Annotated in this window: 13 protein-coding genes; 6 read left to right on the forward strand and 7 right to left on the reverse strand. The window is 72.1% G+C overall.

Translation table 11 applies throughout. The features are described from left to right. The first annotated feature begins 55 nt into the window (after nt 1–55). The 3 genes from ACH4FX_RS05400 to ACH4FX_RS05410 all read left to right on the forward strand — a co-directional run bounded on the left by ACH4FX_RS05400 (nt 56) and on the right by ACH4FX_RS05410 (nt 4,380). Entirely contained in the window at nt 56–1,567 is a 1,512-nt protein-coding gene (locus ACH4FX_RS05400) for a M1 family metallopeptidase (RefSeq protein ID WP_398475353.1), read from the forward strand. 236 nt (nt 1,568–1,803) lie between these two features. After that, nucleotides 1,804–2,802 (forward strand): sphingomyelin phosphodiesterase, encoded by a 999-nt coding sequence (gene sph, locus ACH4FX_RS05405; protein WP_398475355.1) that lies wholly within the window; start codon nt 1,804–1,806, stop codon nt 2,800–2,802. 99 nt (nt 2,803–2,901) lie between these two features. Beyond that, complete coding sequence (locus ACH4FX_RS05410) at nt 2,902–4,380, forward strand: MFS transporter (protein WP_398475357.1); 1,479 nt, start codon at nt 2,902–2,904, stop codon at nt 4,378–4,380. 77 nt (nt 4,381–4,457) lie between these two features. Here ACH4FX_RS05410 and ACH4FX_RS05415 read toward each other — a convergent pair whose 3' ends face one another. Continuing rightward, nucleotides 4,458–5,954: an amino acid permease gene (locus tag ACH4FX_RS05415; RefSeq protein ID WP_398475359.1), complete on the reverse strand. Its 1,497-nt coding sequence runs from the start codon at nt 5,952–5,954 to the stop codon at nt 4,458–4,460. A 493-nt stretch (nt 5,955–6,447) separates the two neighbouring features. Here ACH4FX_RS05415 and ACH4FX_RS05420 point away from each other — a divergent pair, with 493 nt between their 5' ends. Continuing rightward, complete coding sequence (locus tag ACH4FX_RS05420) at nt 6,448–7,179, forward strand: MerR family transcriptional regulator (protein WP_398475361.1); 732 nt, start codon at nt 6,448–6,450, stop codon at nt 7,177–7,179. Nucleotides 7,180–7,303: 124 nt separating this feature from the next. Here the strand turns inward: ACH4FX_RS05420 and ACH4FX_RS05425 are convergent, their stop codons facing one another. Continuing rightward, nucleotides 7,304–8,212 carry an NADP-dependent oxidoreductase gene (locus ACH4FX_RS05425; RefSeq protein ID WP_398475363.1) on the reverse strand — a complete coding sequence of 303 codons (909 nt, stop codon included), beginning with the start codon at nt 8,210–8,212 and terminating at the stop codon, nt 7,304–7,306. Nucleotides 8,213–8,282: 70 nt separating this feature from the next. On the opposite strand from ACH4FX_RS05425, the gene ACH4FX_RS05430 reads away from it, so the two are divergent. Next, on the forward strand, nt 8,283–8,870 hold the full coding sequence (locus tag ACH4FX_RS05430) for a TetR/AcrR family transcriptional regulator (RefSeq protein ID WP_398475365.1): 588 nt from the start codon (nt 8,283–8,285) through the stop codon (nt 8,868–8,870). Nucleotides 8,871–9,008: 138 nt separating this feature from the next. On the opposite strand, the gene ACH4FX_RS05435 is transcribed toward ACH4FX_RS05430, so the two are convergent. The 4 genes from ACH4FX_RS05435 to ACH4FX_RS05450 all read right to left on the reverse strand — a co-directional run bounded on the left by ACH4FX_RS05435 (nt 9,009) and on the right by ACH4FX_RS05450 (nt 14,950). Beyond that, entirely contained in the window at nt 9,009–11,183 is a 2,175-nt protein-coding gene (locus tag ACH4FX_RS05435) for a 3-hydroxyacyl-CoA dehydrogenase NAD-binding domain-containing protein (RefSeq protein ID WP_398475367.1), read from the reverse strand. Nucleotides 11,184–11,215: 32 nt separating this feature from the next. Then, nucleotides 11,216–12,430 (reverse strand): acetyl-CoA C-acetyltransferase, encoded by a 1,215-nt coding sequence (locus tag ACH4FX_RS05440; protein WP_398475369.1) that lies wholly within the window; start codon nt 12,428–12,430, stop codon nt 11,216–11,218. Nucleotides 12,431–12,528: 98 nt separating this feature from the next. Continuing rightward, complete coding sequence (locus ACH4FX_RS05445) at nt 12,529–13,683, reverse strand: acyl-CoA dehydrogenase family protein (RefSeq protein WP_398475371.1); 1,155 nt, start codon at nt 13,681–13,683, stop codon at nt 12,529–12,531. 49 nt (nt 13,684–13,732) lie between these two features. Next, entirely contained in the window at nt 13,733–14,950 is a 1,218-nt protein-coding gene (locus tag ACH4FX_RS05450; RefSeq protein ID WP_398475373.1) for a CaiB/BaiF CoA transferase family protein, read from the reverse strand. Between the two features lie 480 nt (nt 14,951–15,430). Between ACH4FX_RS05450 and ACH4FX_RS05455 the strand changes: the two genes are divergently transcribed. Then, nucleotides 15,431–16,168, forward strand: coding sequence for an MgtC/SapB family protein (locus ACH4FX_RS05455; protein ID WP_398475375.1), 738 nt, complete (start codon nt 15,431–15,433; stop codon nt 16,166–16,168). Between the two features lie 104 nt (nt 16,169–16,272). Here the strand turns inward: ACH4FX_RS05455 and ACH4FX_RS05460 are convergent, their stop codons facing one another. Then, a complete protein-coding gene (locus tag ACH4FX_RS05460; RefSeq protein WP_398475377.1) occupies nt 16,273–17,805 on the reverse strand; it encodes a sialate:H+ symport family MFS transporter in 1,533 nt (510 codons plus the stop codon). Between the last annotated feature and the right edge of the window lie 3 nt (nt 17,806–17,808).

The following is a 17,808-nucleotide window of genomic DNA, read 5'->3' on the forward strand; positions in this document are numbered from 1 at the left end:
CCTGAAGAGCTGACGAGCCGAACGGGCTCACCTCCCCTACCAGCTGGAGGATTTCGTGCGTCACAGACTCATCGTTCCGGGTGCGGCCGCCCTCAGCATGCTGCTGGCGATCCCGGCTTCCGCGGCCGGTTACACACCCGGCGCTCCGGGCGCGGGCGACTCCTACTACCCCGAGAGCGGTAACGGCGGGTACGACGTCTCCCACTACGACCTGCGGCTGAAATACCAGCCGAAGACGGACCTGCTGGAGGGCACGGCGACGCTGCTCGCCAAGACCACGCAGGACCTCAGCCGCTTCAACCTGGACTTCGGCCTGAAGGTCAGCGAGATACGCGTCAACGGCAAGAAGGCGTCCTTCGCCACCTCCGGCAAGCACGAGTTGGAGGTCACCCCGGCCGCGCCGCTGCCCAAGGGCAAGCAGATCAGCGTCGTGGTGCGCTACGCGGGCAAGCCGTCCGAGCTGAAGATCGACGGCTTCTCCGCCTGGCACCGTACGCCCGACGGCGGGGTGATCGCCCAGGAGCCGGACGCCGCCGTGTGGTGGTTCCCGAGCAACGACCACCCGACCGACAAGGCGACGTACGACATATCCGTCTCGGTGCCGGACGGCAACCAGGCGCTCAGCAACGGCGTCCTGCTGTCCCAGTCCTCCAAGCTCGGCTGGACGCGCTTCAACTGGCGCTCGGACAAGCCGCAGGCGACGTACCTGACCACGCTCGCGGTCGGCAAGTTCGACGTCACCAAGGACACCACGGCCAGCGGCCTGCCGGTGATCAACGCCGTCAGCACCGACCTCGGCCCCTACGAGGGTTCGGCGCGCGCGAGCATCGAGCGCACCACCGAGGTCACGGAGTGGCTGGAGTCGGTCTTCGGCCCCTACCCGTTCAACTCCGTCGGCGGGTACGTGCCGAACGTGAAGGCCGGGTACGCGCTGGAGACGCAGACCCGCCCGTTCTACGGCAAGGAGGCGTTCGCCAACGGCACCAACGTCTCCGTCGTGGTGCACGAGATCGCCCACCAGTGGTACGGCGACAGCGTCTCCGTCAAGGACTGGAAGGACATCTGGGTCAACGAGGGCTTCGCCCGCTACAGCCAGTGGCTGTGGTCGGAGAAGGAGGGCGAGGGCACCGGCCAGGAACTGGCCGACTACGTGTACGCCCAGCACCCGGCCGACGACCCGTTCTGGAAGGTCAAGCCGGGCGACCCGGGCCCGGACAACCAGTTCCACGGCGCGGTCTACGACCGGGGCGCGCTCGCCCTCCAGGCGCTCCGCAACACCGTCGGCGACCAGGCGTTCTTCGGGCTCCTGAAGTCCTGGCCCACCGACCGGAAGTACGGCAACGCCTCGGTGCACGACTTCGTGGCGTACGCCGAGCGCAAGACCGGCAAGCCGCTCGCCGGGCTCTTCGACACCTGGCTGTTCCAGCCGGTCAAGCCCTCGGCCCCGGCGGCGAAGAAGGCGCTCGGCGCCCGGGCCGCGGCCCCGGCCAAGGCTCCGGCCCAGCCGAAGTCCTGGAAGTCGATCCAGGCGACGAACCACATCCACGACCACGGTCACGGTCACTGAACCGTGCGGGGATGACGTACGGAAGGGGCCCGGCGCGATGCGCCGGGCCTTTTCGCGCCCAAGTCCCGCGAGATGCCACTCGGACGTGTGGTTTGCGTCCACGTCATCTGCGACGACAGCAACAACCCATCTGCCACAGCGCGTACATCTCGGCATCACACGGAGGCTACTCAGAAGTAAGTGAGCCTGGTTCACTGTGCGGCGGTTCATGCCCCCCACCACGATCGGGAGTTCCCATGCCGCACCGCACCCCACGCCGCTCCCCCCGGGCCGCGGCCGGCGCGACGCTGGCCGCCGTACTGGCCGCGTCGACGCTCCTCGCCACGGCCCCCGCGGCGTCGGCCGCTCCGGCCCCGGCCGCGGCCCCCGCGGTGAAGGTGCTCTCGTACAACGTCTTCCTCATGAGCAAGAACCTCTACCCCAACTGGGGGCAGGACCACCGGGCCGGGGCGATACCCGCCGCGGACTTCTTCCGCGGTCAGGACGTCGTGGTGCTCCAGGAAGCCTTCGACAACGCGTCGTCCGACGCGCTGAAGTCGGCCGCGGCGGCGCGGTATCCGTACCAGACCCCGGTCGTCGGGCGCGGGAAGAGCGGCTGGGACGCCACGGGCGGGGCGTACTCCGCCACCACGCCCGAGGACGGCGGTGTCACCGTGCTCAGCGCCTGGCCGGTGATCCGGAAGGAACAGTACGTCTTCAAGGACGCGTGCGGCTCCGACTACTGGTCCAACAAGGGCTTCGCCTACGCGGTGCTGAACGTACGCGGCGCCAAGGTGCACGTGGTCGGTACGCACACCCAGTCCACCGACCCGGGCTGCAAGGCGGGAGAAGCGGCGGCGGTACGGTCCAGGCAGTTCAAGGAGATCGACGCCTTCCTGGACGCCAAGCACATTCCGGCGGACGAACAGGTCATGGTCGCCGGTGACCTGAACGTGGACGGCCGCAGCCCCGAGTTCTCCTCGATGCTCGCCGACGCCGGCCTGGTGGCGGCCGACACGCGCACCGGGCACCCGTACTCCTTCGACACCCGGGAGAACTCCGTCGCGAAGTACCGCTACCCGGACGATCCCCGCGAGGACCTGGACCACGTCCTGCACCGCGGCGGCCACGCCCGGCCCGCCGCCTGGCACAACCAGGTCGTCAAGGAGCAGTCCGCGCCCTGGACGGTGTCGAGCTGGGGCAGGGACTACACGTACACCAATCTCTCCGACCACTACCCCTTGGTGGCGGGCTGAGATCCGGACCGGCGCGGGGGCGGCGCACGGACGGCGGCCGGGGGCACCGGACCGGGGCGCGGCTTGTCTTCCTGGACACTTAGGGTCCAGGATGCTGCCGTGACCGAGTTATCCGCTGATCCACGGGCCGGCGTACGGCCCTCTCCCCCCGCCGTGCCGCGCCCGGGCCCGCTGCTGGCCGTCCTGCTGTCCGCGTGGTTCATGGCGCAGTTCGACTTCTTCGTGGTCAACGTCGCCGCACCCTCACTCGAACAGGACCTGCACACCGGGCCCGCCGCGCTGGAGCTGATCGTCGGCGGCTACGCCTTCGCGTACGCCAGCGGCATGATCACCGGTGGCCGGCTGGGCGATCTGTTCGGGTACCGGCGCACGTTCGTCGCGGGCCTGGCCGCCTTCGCCGTCACCTCGCTGCTGTGCGGCATCGCGGTCAGCCCGGCCCAGCTGGTCGGCGCCCGGCTGCTCCAGGGGTTCGCCGGGGCGGTGATGGTGCCGCAGGTGCTCGCCACGATCACCGCCTCGTTCCCGGCGCACGCCCGGGGCCGGGCGATGGCCTGGTACGGCGTCGCCGGCGGGTCGGCCTCGGTCGCCGGCCAGGTGCTGGGCGGACTGCTGCTGGACGCCGACGTCCTGGGGCTGGGCTGGCGGATCCTGTTCCTGGTCAACGTGCCGATCGGCGTGGTCGCGGCGGTGCTGTCACTGCGGTACCTGCCCGCGGTACGCCCCGCCCGCCGGGCCCGGCTGGACCTGCTGGGCGCGAGCGGCGTCGCAGTGGCGCTCGGCCTGGTGCTGGTGCCGCTCGCGATGGGCCGGACCGCCGGCTGGCCGGTCTGGACGTGGCTGTGTCTGGCGGCCGCCGTGCCGGTGGGCGCGGCCACCGTGTACTGGCAACGGAGGCTGACCGCCCGCGGCGGCGACCCGGTCCTGGACCTCGCGCTGTTCCGCGAGGGGTCCTACCTGGCCGGTGTGGTGGCCCAGGCCGCCTTCATGGCGTACTGGGCGAGTCTGATGTTCACCCTGACGCTGCTGCTCCAGGGCGGATTCGGGCTGGGGCCCTTCGCGGCGGGGCTGGCCTTCGCGCCGACCGGCATCTGCTTCGCGGGCAGCTCGCTGCTCAGCCGCCCGCTGGTGCAGCGCTACGGCCTGCGCGTCCTGCAACTGGGCAGTGTCGTCACGGTGACCGGTCTGGCGGCGCTCACCCTCGTGCTCGCCCTCCGGCCGGACGGCGGGGCGCTGCCCTGGGTGATGCTCACCATGGCGGTGGCCGGGGTGGGCAACGGGCTCACGTTCCCCCAGCTGATCGGCGCCTCCCTGGTACGGGTGCCGGCGCGGCGGGCCGGTACCGGGGCCGGGGTGCTCACCACCGCCCAGCAGTTCGGCGGCGCCGCCGGTGTCGCGATCATCGGGGCGGCCTTCTTCGCCCTGGCCGGCACCGCGCCGGACACCGCGGCGCACGCCCGTGCCGCCATGTGGACCACCTTGGTCTCGGTCGTCCTGACCTGTGCGGTCACGGTGCTGACCACGGTCATCCGGCGCGCGGCCGACCGCACCGCGCAGGCGGAGAAGGCGGCGGGCGCCTGAGGCACGCGGCGGTATGGCGAAGGGCGGTCGTGTGCGAGCCACACGACCGCCCTTCGCCGTACGTCACGGCCCCGCGGTCACTCCTTGCCCAGCGCGCCGCCGGCCGCCGCCGCGGCCCGCTCGCGCTCGGCCGCGATCCGGGCGACCCGGCCGCGGACCGCGTACCAGCCCGCCCACAGCGCCGCGCCGATGACCGGCACCAGCATCACGGTCTGCTGCCCCACGCCCTCGCTGTCGAAGGCCATCAGGATGACCACGCCGACCAGGAAGACGATGGTCACGATGTCGGTGACGGGCGTGCCCGGCAGCTGGAAGCGGGGCCGCTCCACCAGGCCCGCACGGGAGCGGCGGACGAAGACCAGGTGACAGATCATGATCGTGCACCAGGTGCTGATGATGCCGAGCGCCGCGATGTTCAGCACGATCTCGAACGCCTTGCCGGGCACCAGGTAGTTGAGCCCGACACCCAGCACGCACACCGCGGAGGTGAGCATGATGCCGCCGTACGGCACCTGGTTGCGGTTCATCAGGGCGGCGAACTTCGGCGCCGAGCCGGCCATCGACATCGAGCGCAGGATGCGGCCGGTCGAGTACAGGCCGGAGTTGAGGCTGGACATGGCGGCGGTGAGCACCACGAGGTTCATCACGTCGCCCGCGGCCGGTACGCCGACGTTGGACAGCACGGTCACGAAGGGGCTCTCGGAGCCGGTGTACTTGTTCCACGGCAGCAGCAGCGCGAGCAGGATGACCGAGCCGACGTAGAAGACGCCCACCCGCCACATGATCGAGTTAACGGCCTTGGGCACGACCTTCTCCGGCTCGCTGGTCTCACCCGCGGTCACGCCGACCAGTTCGACGGCGGAGTAGGCGAAGACCACGCCCTGGAGCACGATCACCACGGGCAGCAGGCCGGTCGGGAAGAAGCCGCCGTGGTCGGTGATCAGGCTGAGGCCGGGGGTGGCGCCGCCCACCGGGTGCTGGGTGGCCAGCAGGAAGATCCCGATGAACATGAAGACGACCAGCGCCGCGACCTTGATGATCGCGAACCAGAACTCCATCTCACCGAAGATCTTCACCGAGATGAGGTTGATGGCCAGCACCACCGCGAGCGCGATCAGCGCCATCACCCACTGCGGGACGGCGGTGAACAGGCTCCAGTAGTGGGTGTAGAGCGCGATGGCGGTGATGTCGGCGATCCCGGTCGTGGACCAGTTGACGACGTACATCCAGCCCGCGACGTAGGCGCCCTTCTCCCCCAGGAACTCGCGGGCGTACGAGACGAAGGAGCCCGACGACGGTCGGTGCAGCACCAGTTCGCCCAGGGCCCGGACGACGAAGAACGCGAACAGGCCGCAGACCGCGTACGCGACGGCGAGGGCGGGGCCGGCGGAGGCGAGCCGGCCGCCCGCCCCCAGGAACAGGCCGGTGCCGATCGCCCCACCGATCGCGATCATGTTGATGTGCCGGCCCTTGAGGCCCTTGCTGTATCCGGCGTCGCCCGCGTCCTGCGCGGTTCCGGCCGTCCCCCCGTCCGGTGGCCTGTGGGCGTGTTCCTGGACGGTTTCCGTGCTCACAGCTGGTTCATCTCGCTTTCGGGCAGGCGATGGAGCCGACGGCGCGGCCCCACGGGTCACGCGAAGTCCGGCCGACGGCACACCTTCCCCCAGAGCCGCCCCCTCGTCTGTGTGCTGGATCACAGCGTGTATAAGACATCAATAATCCGTCCGGGAATGCCCGGAATGCCGCGCCGACGCCCCTCGTTCAGACCCAGCAATTCGCCACGCTCCGGTCATCGACCCTCACCCAGAAGAGCGAAACGGGGAACGCATTCCGGTCGGCGGTGGCCGGAAATCGCCACTCGCCTGCGGAGGGCGTCCGTCCGCCGGCCGGTGGCCGGTGTGGCGCCGAGGTGCCGCTGAAGGGGGCTCCCCAGGCTCCGTACGCCCCGGAAGGTTTCACAGGGCTGGTGAGACAGCAATACTGTTGAACACGGACCACGCCGCGGAACGCGGCGGCCGAGGGGGCGCGGGCACCCGCGCGGACGCAGCGAGGGAAGTGAGGCGCGGCATGGCCACCGGGACCGGGGAAGAACCGACGCTCACCGTCGACGAGTTGGCCGCCCGCGCCGGCGTGACCGTACGGACCGTCCGCTTCTACAGCACCCGCGGACTGCTCCCGCCGCCCGCGATCGGCCCGCGCCGGGTCGGCCGGTACGGCGCCGCCCACCTGTCCCGGCTCGCACTGATCGAAGAACTCCAGCACCACGGCATGACGCTGGCCGCCATCGAGCGCTACCTCGCCCGGCTGCCCGACGATCTCAGCGCGCACGACCTCGCCATCCACCGCGCGCTGGTCGCCTCCTGGTCGCCGGACTCCGCCGAGGAGGCCACCCGCGCCCAGCTGGAGCGCCGCGCGGGCCGGGCGCTGAGCGAGGACGACATCGACCGGCTGGCGGCGATGGACGTCCTGGAACGCACCGCGGAACCCGACGCGTTCCGGGTCGACCCGGCCGTCCTCCACCTGGGCATCCGGCTGCTGGACGTGCCCATCTCGCTGGAAACGCTGCTCGCCGCCCGCGCCGTCGTCCAGGACCACACGCGCGCGGCGGCGCGCGAGCTGACCCGGCTCTTCCACGACCAGGTGTGGGGCCCGTACCGGGCACGCGAGTCGGACCCGGAGCAGGTGGAATCGATGAAGTCGCTCTCCGCGCATATGCAGCCGATGGTGGTGCAGGCGCTGGTGACGGCCTTCCAGCGGTCGATGCGCGAGGAGTTGCGGGCGACCTACGCCGAGGAGTGAGGCGAGCCGGCGCCCGGCGGGCAGAGCGTGGAGGCCCGCCGCCGCGGCGGCCTCGGCGGCGGGAAGCACGTTCACCACCGCCGAGGAAGGGGATGCGCCGGGCCGCGCGACCGCGCAGACCGGCTCAGACGACGATGACCCGGCGCCCGCGCGTGTGACCGGCCTGGCTGTCGGCGTGCGCCGCCGCGGCCTCGGCGAGCGGATACGCCTTCTCGACCGGAATGCGGAGCTTCCCCCGCGAGATGAGACCGGCCGCCTCGGCGAGCGCAGCCGCCTTGTCCCCGGACACGCCGGAGTACCGGGCTCCGAACTCCGGCGCGTCGAGATCGGCGATGGAGATGACCTTTTGCGGGTCTCCGGTCAGCTCGACGAGCTCGCGGATCACCCCTGAACCGGCCAGGTCGAGGGCCGCGTCGACGCGGCCGAGCTGCCGGACCCGCTCGACCCAGCCCTCGCCGTACGTCGTGGCGAGGGCACCCAGACCGCGCAGATAGTCCTGGTTCGCGGCCCCGGCCGTGCCGATCACCGTGATGCCGCGGTCCCGGGCGATCTGGAGCACCGCCGATCCGACTCCCCCGGACGCGCCGCTGACCAGCAGCGTCTGCCCGGACCGGACCCCGGCCTCGCGGATGACGCGCAGCGCGGTCTCCACCACGGAGGGGTAGCCGGCCGCCTCTTCGAACGTCAGGCCCTCGGGCATCCGGGCCCAGGCCCCCAGCACGGCGAACTCGGCGTAGGTGTTCGATCCTCTGCCGAACACCCGGTCGCCGGTCTCGACCCCTTCGACGCCCGCGCCGACCTCGTCCACCACCCCGGAGGCGTCCTGCCCGATCCCGGCGGGCAGCTCGATCGGCCGGTGCACCGTACGGCGCTCGTTCTGGAACTGGCCTTCACGGATCCGCCAGTCGACGGGGTTCACGCCCGCCGCCCGCACGGCGACGCGTATCTGGCCGGGGCCCGCGTGGGGCTCCTCGGCGTCTTCAAGTCGCAGCACGTCCGGACCGCCGAACACGGCGAAGCTCACTCTCTTCATGCCGCCGACCGTAACGCTAACGGTTAGCGTTTTGAAACAGGTATGACAATGCACCTGTTAGCATCAAGGAATGACCGAGCCGCCCGGGCGCCGTGAGCGCAAGAAGGCCGCGACCCGTCAGAAGATCGCCGACACCGCCCTGCGGCTCTTCCTGGAACGCGGGTACGACGCGGTGGGTATCCGTGACGTGGCCGCCGAGGCCGACGTGGCCGTCACCACGCTCTTCTCCCACTTCGCCTCGAAAGAGGCCCTGGTGTTCGAGCAGGACGCGGACTTCGAGCAACGCCTCACCCGGGCGGTCGCCGACCGGGCGCCGCACGAGCCGCTCCTGCCCGCGCTGCGCCACGAGATCCTGGCCCTGGTACGGCATTGCACCGGAGACGGCGCCGCCCCGATCTGGCACATGATCGAGGCGTCCCCCGCCCTGCGGGAGTACGAGGAGTCGATGCGGCTGCGCCACGCGGAGGCGCTGGCCACGGCCATCGCTGCCGACCTCGGCCTGCCACCGGCCACCACGGCCTGCCGGACGCTCGCGAGGTTCGTGATCGACGCCTATTCGCTGGCCCGCGAGGCGGCCGATCCGGACGCCGCGGTGGACGAGATCTTCCGGATGATCGAGGCGGCCTGGGAGGCCGGCCGCCCTCCGCGACGCGCGTGAGGGACGGTGGCCGGGCGGGACAGCGGCCGTCCGGCGGCGGGCCGTCGCACTGCACTCGGTGCCGGGACGGGCGGATACGGGTGCCGCGTGCACGGCGGACCGGCCCCGGTGGGCCGGTCCGCGGCGCGCGGCGCACGGTTACGCGTCGCTGAACTTCTCGCCCTTCTCCGCCTTCTCCACCAGCAGCGCGGGCGGCGCGAACCGCTCCCCGTACGCCGCCTGGAGTTCGCGGGCGCGGGCCACGAAGCCGGGCAGCCCGCCCTCGTAGCCGTTGATGTACTGGAGGACGCCGCCGGTCCAGCCGGGGAAGCCGATGCCGAGGAGGGAGCCGATGTTGGCGTCCGCGACGGAGGTCAGCACGCCCTCCTCGAAGCAGCGGACGGTGTCCAGCGCCTCGGCGAACAGCATCCGCTCCTGCATGTCGCGGAACGGGATGGCAGTGCCCTCCCGGGTGAAGTGCTCGCGCAGGCCCGGCCACAGGCCCGTCCGGCCGCCGTCCTCGCCGTACTCGTAGAAGCCCCCGCCGCCGCTGCGGCCCGGCCGCCCGAACTCGTCGACCATGCGGTCGATGACGGTGTCGGCGGGGTGCTCCTGCCAGGTGCCGCCGGCCGCCTCGACCGCCCGCCGGGTCTCGTCGCGGATCTTGCGCGGGAGGGTGAGGGTCAGCTCGTCCATCAGGGAGAGCACCTTGGCCGGGTAGCCGGCCTGGGCCGCGGCCTGTTCCACCGAGGCGGGCTCGATGCCCTCGCCGACCATGGCCACGCCCTCGTTGATGAAGTGGCCGATGACGCGCGAGGTGAAGAAGCCGCGCGAGTCGTTGACCACGATGGGCGTCTTGCGGATCTGCCGCACCAGGTCGAAGGCGCGGGCCAGCGCCTCGTCGCCGGTCCGCCCGCCCTTGATGATCTCGACCAGCGGCATCTTGTCGACGGGCGAGAAGAAGTGCAGCCCGATGAAATCGGCGTCCCGCTCGACGCCCTGGGCGAGGGTGGTGATGGGCAGCGTGGAGGTGTTGGAGCACAGCAGCGCGTCCGGGGCGACGAGGTGCTGGATCTCCTGGAACACCTTGTGCTTGAGGGCGGTGTCCTCGAAGACCGCCTCGATGACGGCGTCGCAGCCGGCCAGGTCCCGCGGGTCGGCGGTGGGCGTGATGCGGGCGAGCAGTTCGTCCCGCTGGGCCTCGGTCGTCCGGCCGCGGCTGAGCGCCTTGGCGAGCAGACCCGCGGAGTACGCCTTGCCCTTCTCGGCCGCCTCCGGGGTGACGTCCTTGAGGACGACCTCGATCCCGGCCTTGGCGCAGGCGTAGGCGATGCCGGCGCCCATCATGCCGGCGCCGAGCACGGCGGCCTTGCGCACCGTGCGCGGCGCGATGTCCTTCGGGCGGCTGGCGCCGGAGTTGACGGCCTGGAGGTCGAAGAAGAACGCCTGGATCATGTTCTTCGAGATCTGGCCGGTGACCAGCTCGGTGAAGTAGCGCGCCTCGATGGTCTGCGCGGTCTCGAAGTCGACCTGGGAGCCCTCGACGGCCGCCGCGAGGATGTTGCGCGGGGCCGGATACGGGGCGCCGTTCAGCTGCTTCTTCAGGTTGGCGGGGAAGGCGGGGAGGTTGGCGGCGAACTTCGGGTGCGCCGGGGTGCCGCCGGGGATCTTGTAGCCCTTGACGTCCCAGGGCTGCTGGGATTCGGGGTGGGCGTCGATGAACGCGCGCGCCTTCTCGAGCAGTTCCTCGTGCGTGGCCGCGACCTCGTGGACCAGGCCGTTGTCCCGGGCGCGTACGGCGTTGTACTGGGTGCCCTGGAGCAGCACCTTCAGCAGCGCGTCGGCGATGCCCAGCAGCCGGACCGTACGGACCACGCCGCCGGCCGCCGGGAGCAGGCCGAGCGTGACCTCGGGCAGGCCGATCTTGGTGACGCGGGTGTCGAGGGCGACGCGGTGGTGGCAGGCGAGCGCGATCTCGTAACCGCCGCCGAGGGCCGCGCCGTTGATGGCGGCGACGACCGGCTTGCCGAGGGTCTCGATGCGGCGCAGATCGCGCTTGATGCCCTGGCCGGTCTCGAAGGCGCGCCGGGCCTGGTCGGGGGTGACGGCGATCAGGTCGCGCAGGTCGCCGCCGGCGAAGAAGGTCTTCTTGGCGGAGGTGACGATGACGCCGCGGACGGACTCCCGCTCGGCCTCCAGACGGTCGGCGACCGCCGTCAGCGAGGACTTGAAGGCGGCGTTCATCGTGTTGGCCGACTGGTCCGGGTCGTCGAGGACGAGGGTGACGACGCCGGTTTCGTCCTGTTCCCAGCGGATGGTGGTGGGTTCGGTCATGATGCGTGCTCCGTGGTGGGTTCGGGACGGGGTCAGACGCGCTCGATGACGGTGGCGATGCCCATGCCGCCGCCGACGCACAGGGTGGCCAGGCCGTAGCGCTTGTCCTGGCGCTCCAGTTCGTCGACGAGGGTGCCCAGGATCATCGCGCCGGTGGCACCGAGGGGGTGGCCCATGGCGATGGCGCCGCCGTTGACGTTGACCTTGTCCAGGCTCAGGCCCAGGTCCTTGACGAAGCGCAGCACGACCGCGGCGAACGCCTCGTTGATCTCGACCAGGTCGATGTCGTCGATGGTCAGCCCGGCCTTGGCCAGTGCCTTGCGGGTGGCGGGGGCCGGTCCGGTCAGCATGATCGTGGGCTCCGAGCCGGAGACCGCGGCGGAGACGATACGGGCGCGCGGGGTGAGGCCGTAGCGCTCGCCGACCTCGCGGGAGCCGATGGCGACCAGCGCCGCGCCGTCCACGATGCCGGAGGCGTTGCCCGCGTGGTGGACGTGGTCGATCTTCTCGATCCAGTGGTACTTCTGCAGGGCCACCGCGTCGAAGCCGCCCGCGTCGCCGATGGCGGCGAAGGACGGCTTGAGGCCGGCCAGCGAGTCGGCGGTGGTGCCGGGCCGCATGTGCTCGTCGTGGTCGAGGACGACCAGGCCGTTGCGGTCGGTGACGGGGACGACGGAGCGGGCGAAGCGGCCGTCCTTCCAGGCCGCGGCGGCGCGCTCCTGGGAGAGCGCGGCGTACTCGTCGACGTCGCGGCGGGAGTAGCCCTCGACGGTGGCGATGAGGTCGGCGCCGATGCCCTGCGGGACGAAGCCGGTGTCGAAGTTGGTCATCGGGTCGGCGAACCAGGCGCCGCCGTCGGAGGCCATCGGGACGCGCGACATCGACTCGACGCCGCCCGCCAGGACCAGGTCCTCCCAGCCGGAGCGGACCTTGGCGGCGGCCATGTTGACCGCTTCGAGGCCGGAGGCACAGAAGCGGTTCTCCTGGACGCCCGCGACGGTGTCCGGCAGCCCGGCGGCGATCGCCGCGATCCGGGCGATGTCCGAGCCCTGGTCGCCGACCGGGCCGACGACGCCGAGCACGATGTCGTCGACGGCGGCCGGGTCGAGGCCGGGGAAGCGCTTGCGCACCTCGTGGATGAGGCCGACGACGAGATCGATCGGTTTGGTGCCGTGCAGCGCGCCGTTGGCCTTGCCGCGTCCGCGCGGGGTGCGGATCGCGTCGTATACGTACGCTTCGGAAGTCACGGTGAGCAGCCTTTCCAGCTCTGGATTCGGGGGCGGCGGGGTGCAGGGGCGGCGAGGCCGGGGCCGGGGCAGCGCCCGGTGCCGCGCCGGGCGGCCGGTCAGCCGAGGAGGGAACGGCCGATGATCTCCTTCATGATTTCGGTGGTGCCTCCGTAGATGGTCTGGATGCGGCCGTCGGTGAAGGCGCGGGCGACCGGGTACTCGCTCATGTAGCCGTAGCCGCCGTGCAGTTGCAGACAGCGGTCGGCGACGCGCTTTTGCAGTTCGGTGGCCCACCACTTGGCCATCGAGGCGTGTACGGCGGCGAGCTTCCCGTCGGAGTGGTCCACGATGCAGCGGTCCAGGAACTCGCGGGTGACGGCGCACTCGGTCGCCATCTCGGCTATCTCGAAGCGGATGTGCTGGAGCTTGGCGAGCGGCCGGCCGAACGCCTCCCGCTCCTTCACATACCGCGTGGTGATCTCCAGCAGGTGCTCGGCGGCGGCGATCCCGGCGACCGCGATGGCCATGCGCTCCTGCGCGAGGTTGGTCATCAGGTGGATGAACGCGCCGTTCGGCTCGCCGAGCAGGTTCTCCTTGGGCACCCGTACGTCGGTGAAGAACAGCTCGGCGGTGTCCTGCGCCTTCTGGCCGATCTTGTCCAGGTTCCGGCCGCGCTCGAAGCCCGGGGCGCCCCGCTCGACGACCAGCAGGCTCAGGCCGTGCGCGCCGCCCTCGGGTGTGGTCTTGGCGGCGACGATGACCAGGTCGGCGAGGATGCCGTTGGAGATGAACGTCTTGGCGCCGTTGAGCAGCCAGTGGTCGCCGCGGTCCTCGGCGGTGGTGCGGATGCCCTGGAGGTCGGAGCCGGCGCCCGGTTCGGTCATGGCGATGGCGGTGATGGTCTCGCCGCTGCAGAAACCGGGCAGCCAGCGGCGCTTCTGCTCCTCGGTGGCGAGCTGGGTCAGGTACGGGCCGACGATGTCGTTGTGCAGGCCGACGGCGAGTCCGGCCGCGCCGGCCCGGGTGAACTCCTCGGCCAGCACGGCGGCGTACCGGAAGTCGGCGTTGCCCCCGCCTCCGTACTCCTCGGGCACGGCCAGACCCAGCAGGCCCTGCTTGCCCGCGGCGCGCCAGGCGTCGCGGCTGACGATGCCGTCCTTCTCCCACTGGGCGTAGTGCGGCGTCACCTCCCGGTCGAGGAAGGTCCGTACGGTGCGGCGGAAAGCGTCGTGGTCCTCGGTGAAGATCTGCCGCTTGAGCTGCGCGGTCATCGCTTGGGGCCTCCTCGGGGCCGGCGGTGGGCCGGCGGGGTGGTGGGCATCAGCCGGCCCCGCCCCCGGACCGGGCGCGGCCGTCCGCGGCCCGGGTGCCGTCGGGCCAGGCCGTGCGGTGGCCGGTGCCGGGGTCCGGCTCCCGGCGGTCGGTGAGGGCCGGAACGCCCCAGTCGCGGGCCACCTCGACGGTGTCCGCGCCGGGCTGGGCCGGGGGCCGGCGGACGGCGCCGGGGGTGGCGGAGAAGCGCGGGGCCGGCGCGGGCTGGGTGATGCCGCCGTGGTCGGTGAAGGTGCCGCGGGCGGCGAGGTGCGGGTGGCCGGGGGCCTCACGCAGCGACAGGACGGGCGCCACGCAGGCGTCGGCCGCCTCGAAGACGGCGGTCCATTCCCGGCGCGTACGGGTCCTGAAGCGGGCGGCGATGGCGGAGCGCAGCTCCTCCCAGGCGGCGAGGTCGTCCCGGGCCGGCACCTCGTCCTCGATGCCGAGCAGCCGGATGAACTCGCCGTAGAAGCGCCGCTCCAATGCGCCGACCGCCATGTGGCCGCCGTCGGCGGTTTCGTACGTGCCGTAGAACGGGGCGGCGCCGTCCAGGAGGTTGGCGCCGCGCCGGTCCTGCCAGCCGCCGGCGGCCAGCATGCCGTGGATCATCGCGGTGAGGTGGGCGGTGCCGTCGACGATGGCCGCGTCCACGACCTGGCCGCGGCCGCCTTCGCTCTGGGCGTGCCGGAGCGCGGCCAGGACGCCGACGACCAGGTAGAGGGAGCCGCCCGCGTAGTCGCCGAGCAGGTTGGCGGGGACGGCGGGCGGGCCGTCGGGCGGGCCGATCATGCCCAGCGCGCCGGTGACGGCGATGTAGCCGATGTCGTGTCCGGCGGTTCCGGCGAGCGGGCCCTGCTGGCCCCAGCCGGTCATCCGGCCGTACACGAGCCGCGGGTTGCGCGCCAGGCAGGCGTCCGGGCCGATGCCGAGCCGCTCGGCCACGCCGGGGCGGTATCCCTCGATCAGGACGTCGGCGCGCTCGGCGAGGTCGAGCACCTGGTCTGGCCCCTCGGCGGACTTCAGGTCCACGAGCACGGAGCGCTTGTTGCGGTTGGTGACGTCGTACGCCGGGTCGATGCCGAGCCCGGACCCGCCGGGGCGGTCGACGCGCACCACGTCGGCGCCGAGGTCGGCCAGCAGCATCGCGGCGAACGGGCCGGGCCCGATGCCGGCCAGCTCCACCACGCGCACCCCGCTCAGCGGGCCGTTCCCTGTCCCTGCCATCGGGCCCCCTGAGCTCCGCAGCACTGTGACACTACTGATGTAACACTCGCGATGTTAAGAACGTGTTCCACTTTCCACAAGACCCCGGCGGCAACGGACGGACAACGGAAAAGCCCGTGGCGGCGGTGGTCAACTCCCACCGCCGCCACGGGCCTTCACGCGTCACTTCACCAGCGGCGCGCGCCCCCGTCGGAACCGGCGATGGGGTCGCACCCGGATATGCGGCGCCACGCCACCGCGCCGCCCGGCGCCGGCGCACCCACGCCGCCACCCGGCACCACGGCAGCCCTGTCCCGCACCACCGCAGCACTCCCCCGCACCGCTGCCGTACGCACCACGGCCGCACTCGCCATCCGCACCACCGGACCCGCCCCCTTCCACTCCGCACCGGACCGGCCCGCTGCCGGTCACCGTGAACACCACGCTAGCGGCGACCACTGACAACGGCCCGCGCGCCGGGCACGGAGGGACAATGGCCGAATGCCTCATACGCACCTCGCATCACCGTTGTTCGACGTCAGCCACGGTCAGGGCCTCCGCCAGTTCACCGAACTGGCCCTGGCGCTGCTCCTGTCCTCCCTCATCGGGCTGGAGCGGCAGGTGCAGCAGAAGAGCGCGGGGCTGCGCACCCACACCCTCGTCGGTGTGGGCAGCGCGCTGTTCATGGAAGTCTCGATCCACGGCTTCTACGCACTGCTCGGCACGGACGGCGTGGCGCTCGACCCGTCCCGGGTGGCCGCGCAGATCGTCTCCGGCATCGGCTTCATCGGCGGTGGCCTGATCTTCGTGAAGAAGGACGCGGTACGGGGGCTGACGACCGCCGCGACGATCTGGCTGACCTGTGCCATCGGCATGGCGTGCGGCGGTGGCCTGCCCCTGCTGGCCGCCGGTGCGACACTGGTCCACTTCCTCGTCGTACGCGGCTTCCCGAAGCTGTTCTCGGGGCGCCGGCGGACGCCGTCCGTCGAGCGCGTCGAACTGCGCCTGAGCTACCGCGCCCAGCACGGCCTGCTGGGCCGGATGCTGGAGATGTGCACCGGCAGCGGCTTCCAGGTGACCGACGTCCAGGTGGAGACCAGCACGGACGACCGGGTGCCGGCCGAGGTGCTGCTGCGCCTGGAGGGCCGCGGCTCGGCACACTCGCTCGTGGAGCAGCTGACGGAGCTGGACGGCGTGCGCGGGGTGTCCATGGGACAGGAATCGGACCGTACGGAGTGATGGGCGGAGGGGAGCCCGGCGGCGGCGCGCACAGTACACGCGGCCTGGCCCTGCCCCGCCGTCCTGGACGGGAGACCGGCCGACCGGCACTGCGTACGCCGCGGCTACGGCCGCCGCCCCACCGCCCCGTCCGCCCCGCCCGGCACCAAGTGGTCCCCCACCACCCCGCGGTCCAGCAGACGGGCGAGCCGTACCGGTACGTCACCGCCCACCAGGACGATGACGACCAGCGTCAGCCCGAAGGTGAGGACGGCCAGCGCCCGGCCCAGGGACATGCCCTCGGCGAGCCGGGCGCCGAGCACCGGGGCGACCGCCCCGCCGAGCGCGCCGACGTTGTAGACGAAGCCGAGCGACGCCGCGCGGACCGCGGTCGGGAAGTGCCCGGCGATGTACTTCGGCAGGATGCCCGAGATGCCCTGGCCCAGGGCGAGCAGCCCGAAGAGCAGGACGCCCAGGGCGACCAGGCTGACCCGGACGGCGAACACCGGGAAGACGAATGCCAGCGAGGCCAGCAGCGTGCCGGCGTACGCGCGGCGGGTGCCGAACCGGTCGCCCGTGAAGCCGGCCAGCCAGCAGCCCGCCATCGTGCCGAACCCGGCATAGAACAGCACGTCGGCGACCTGGGCGGGCGCGTACCCCAGCTCGGTCTTGAGGTAGGTGGGCAGCAGCGCCTGGACGGGCCAGCTGTAGAGGAAGGCGCAGAACACGGTGACCGTCAGGGACACGTACAGCACCCAGCCGCGCCGGCCGCCGAGCTGTACGGCGAACGCGGTCAGGCAGAGCGCGGAGAGCGCCGCCAGCCAGGGCACGTGCCCCGCGCCGACCGGGGTGAAGACGCAGAAGAGGGCGGCCGACGCGACGGCCGCGAGCACCCCGTTGAGCCGGCGCCTGGCGCGCCCGGCGAACAGCGGCCGGAACGGGTCGGGCCGTACCCCGGCGGCCCCCACCTCGGCGCTCCAGTCGCCCGCCTCCGGCAGCGATCTGCGCACCCACAGCGCGACCAGGACCGGCAGCACGCCGATCCAGAACATCCAGCGCCAGCCCCAGTGCGGCACCACCCACTGGTACAGCTGGGCCGCGAGGACCGTGCCGCCCGCGTAACCGGATATCAGGAAGCCGGAGGCGCGGTTGCGCAAGGGGGCGGGCCAGCTCTCCAGGACGTACGTCGCACTGGCGCTGTACTCCCCGGCCATGCCCATGCCGACGACCAGCCGGGCGGTGAACAGGCTGGTGTAGTCCCAGGCGAAGCCGCAGGCGAAGGTGCCCAGCGAGTACAGGAGGATGCTGGTGATCATCGCGGCCCTGCGCCCGTGCCGGTCGCCGAGCGCGCCGAGGAGCGCCCCGCCGAGCCAGCGGGTGATGAACGCGCCGGAGACGAGGGAGGCCGCGCCGGCCGTACTCAGGCCGAACGTGTCGGCGATCTCGGTCAGGACGAGGGTGATGAGGACGAAGTCGAAGCCGTCCAGGAGGTAGCCCACCCAGGCGGCGAACAGGGACTTCCACTGGCGGGGTGTCACCTGCCGGTACCAGGGCGTCCGCCGGCCGTGTCCGCTGCCTCCGGTGCGGCGCCGGCCGTGACCGGCGCCCCCGGTACGGCGCCGTCCGGGGCCGCCGCCCTCGGAGGGGCGCTTCCTCATGAC

Origin of the sequence: Streptomyces sp. NPDC018019, from assembly GCF_044327805.1 — a bacterium.
Taxonomy (GTDB): domain Bacteria; phylum Actinomycetota; class Actinomycetes; order Streptomycetales; family Streptomycetaceae; genus Streptomyces.

Bases quoted from the DNA above. Each gene is read 5' to 3' on its own strand.
- ACH4FX_RS05460 (WP_398475377.1), bottom strand. From the start codon at position 17,805: ATGAGGAAGCGCCCCTCCGAGGGCGGCGGCCCCGGACGGCGCCGTACC.
- ACH4FX_RS05420 (WP_398475361.1), top strand. From the start codon at position 6,448: ATGGCCACCGGGACCGGGGAAGAACCGACGCTCACCGTCGACGAGTTG.
- ACH4FX_RS05450 (WP_398475373.1), bottom strand. From the start codon at position 14,950: ATGGCAGGGACAGGGAACGGCCCGCTGAGCGGGGTGCGCGTGGTGGAG.
- ACH4FX_RS05430 (WP_398475365.1), top strand. From the start codon at position 8,283: ATGACCGAGCCGCCCGGGCGCCGTGAGCGCAAGAAGGCCGCGACCCGT.
- ACH4FX_RS05435 (WP_398475367.1), bottom strand. From the start codon at position 11,183: ATGACCGAACCCACCACCATCCGCTGGGAACAGGACGAAACCGGCGTC.
- ACH4FX_RS05445 (WP_398475371.1), bottom strand. From the start codon at position 13,683: ATGACCGCGCAGCTCAAGCGGCAGATCTTCACCGAGGACCACGACGCT.
- ACH4FX_RS05425 (WP_398475363.1), bottom strand. From the start codon at position 8,212: ATGAAGAGAGTGAGCTTCGCCGTGTTCGGCGGTCCGGACGTGCTGCGA.
- sph (WP_398475355.1), top strand. From the start codon at position 1,804: ATGCCGCACCGCACCCCACGCCGCTCCCCCCGGGCCGCGGCCGGCGCG.
- ACH4FX_RS05455 (WP_398475375.1), top strand. From the start codon at position 15,431: ATGCCTCATACGCACCTCGCATCACCGTTGTTCGACGTCAGCCACGGT.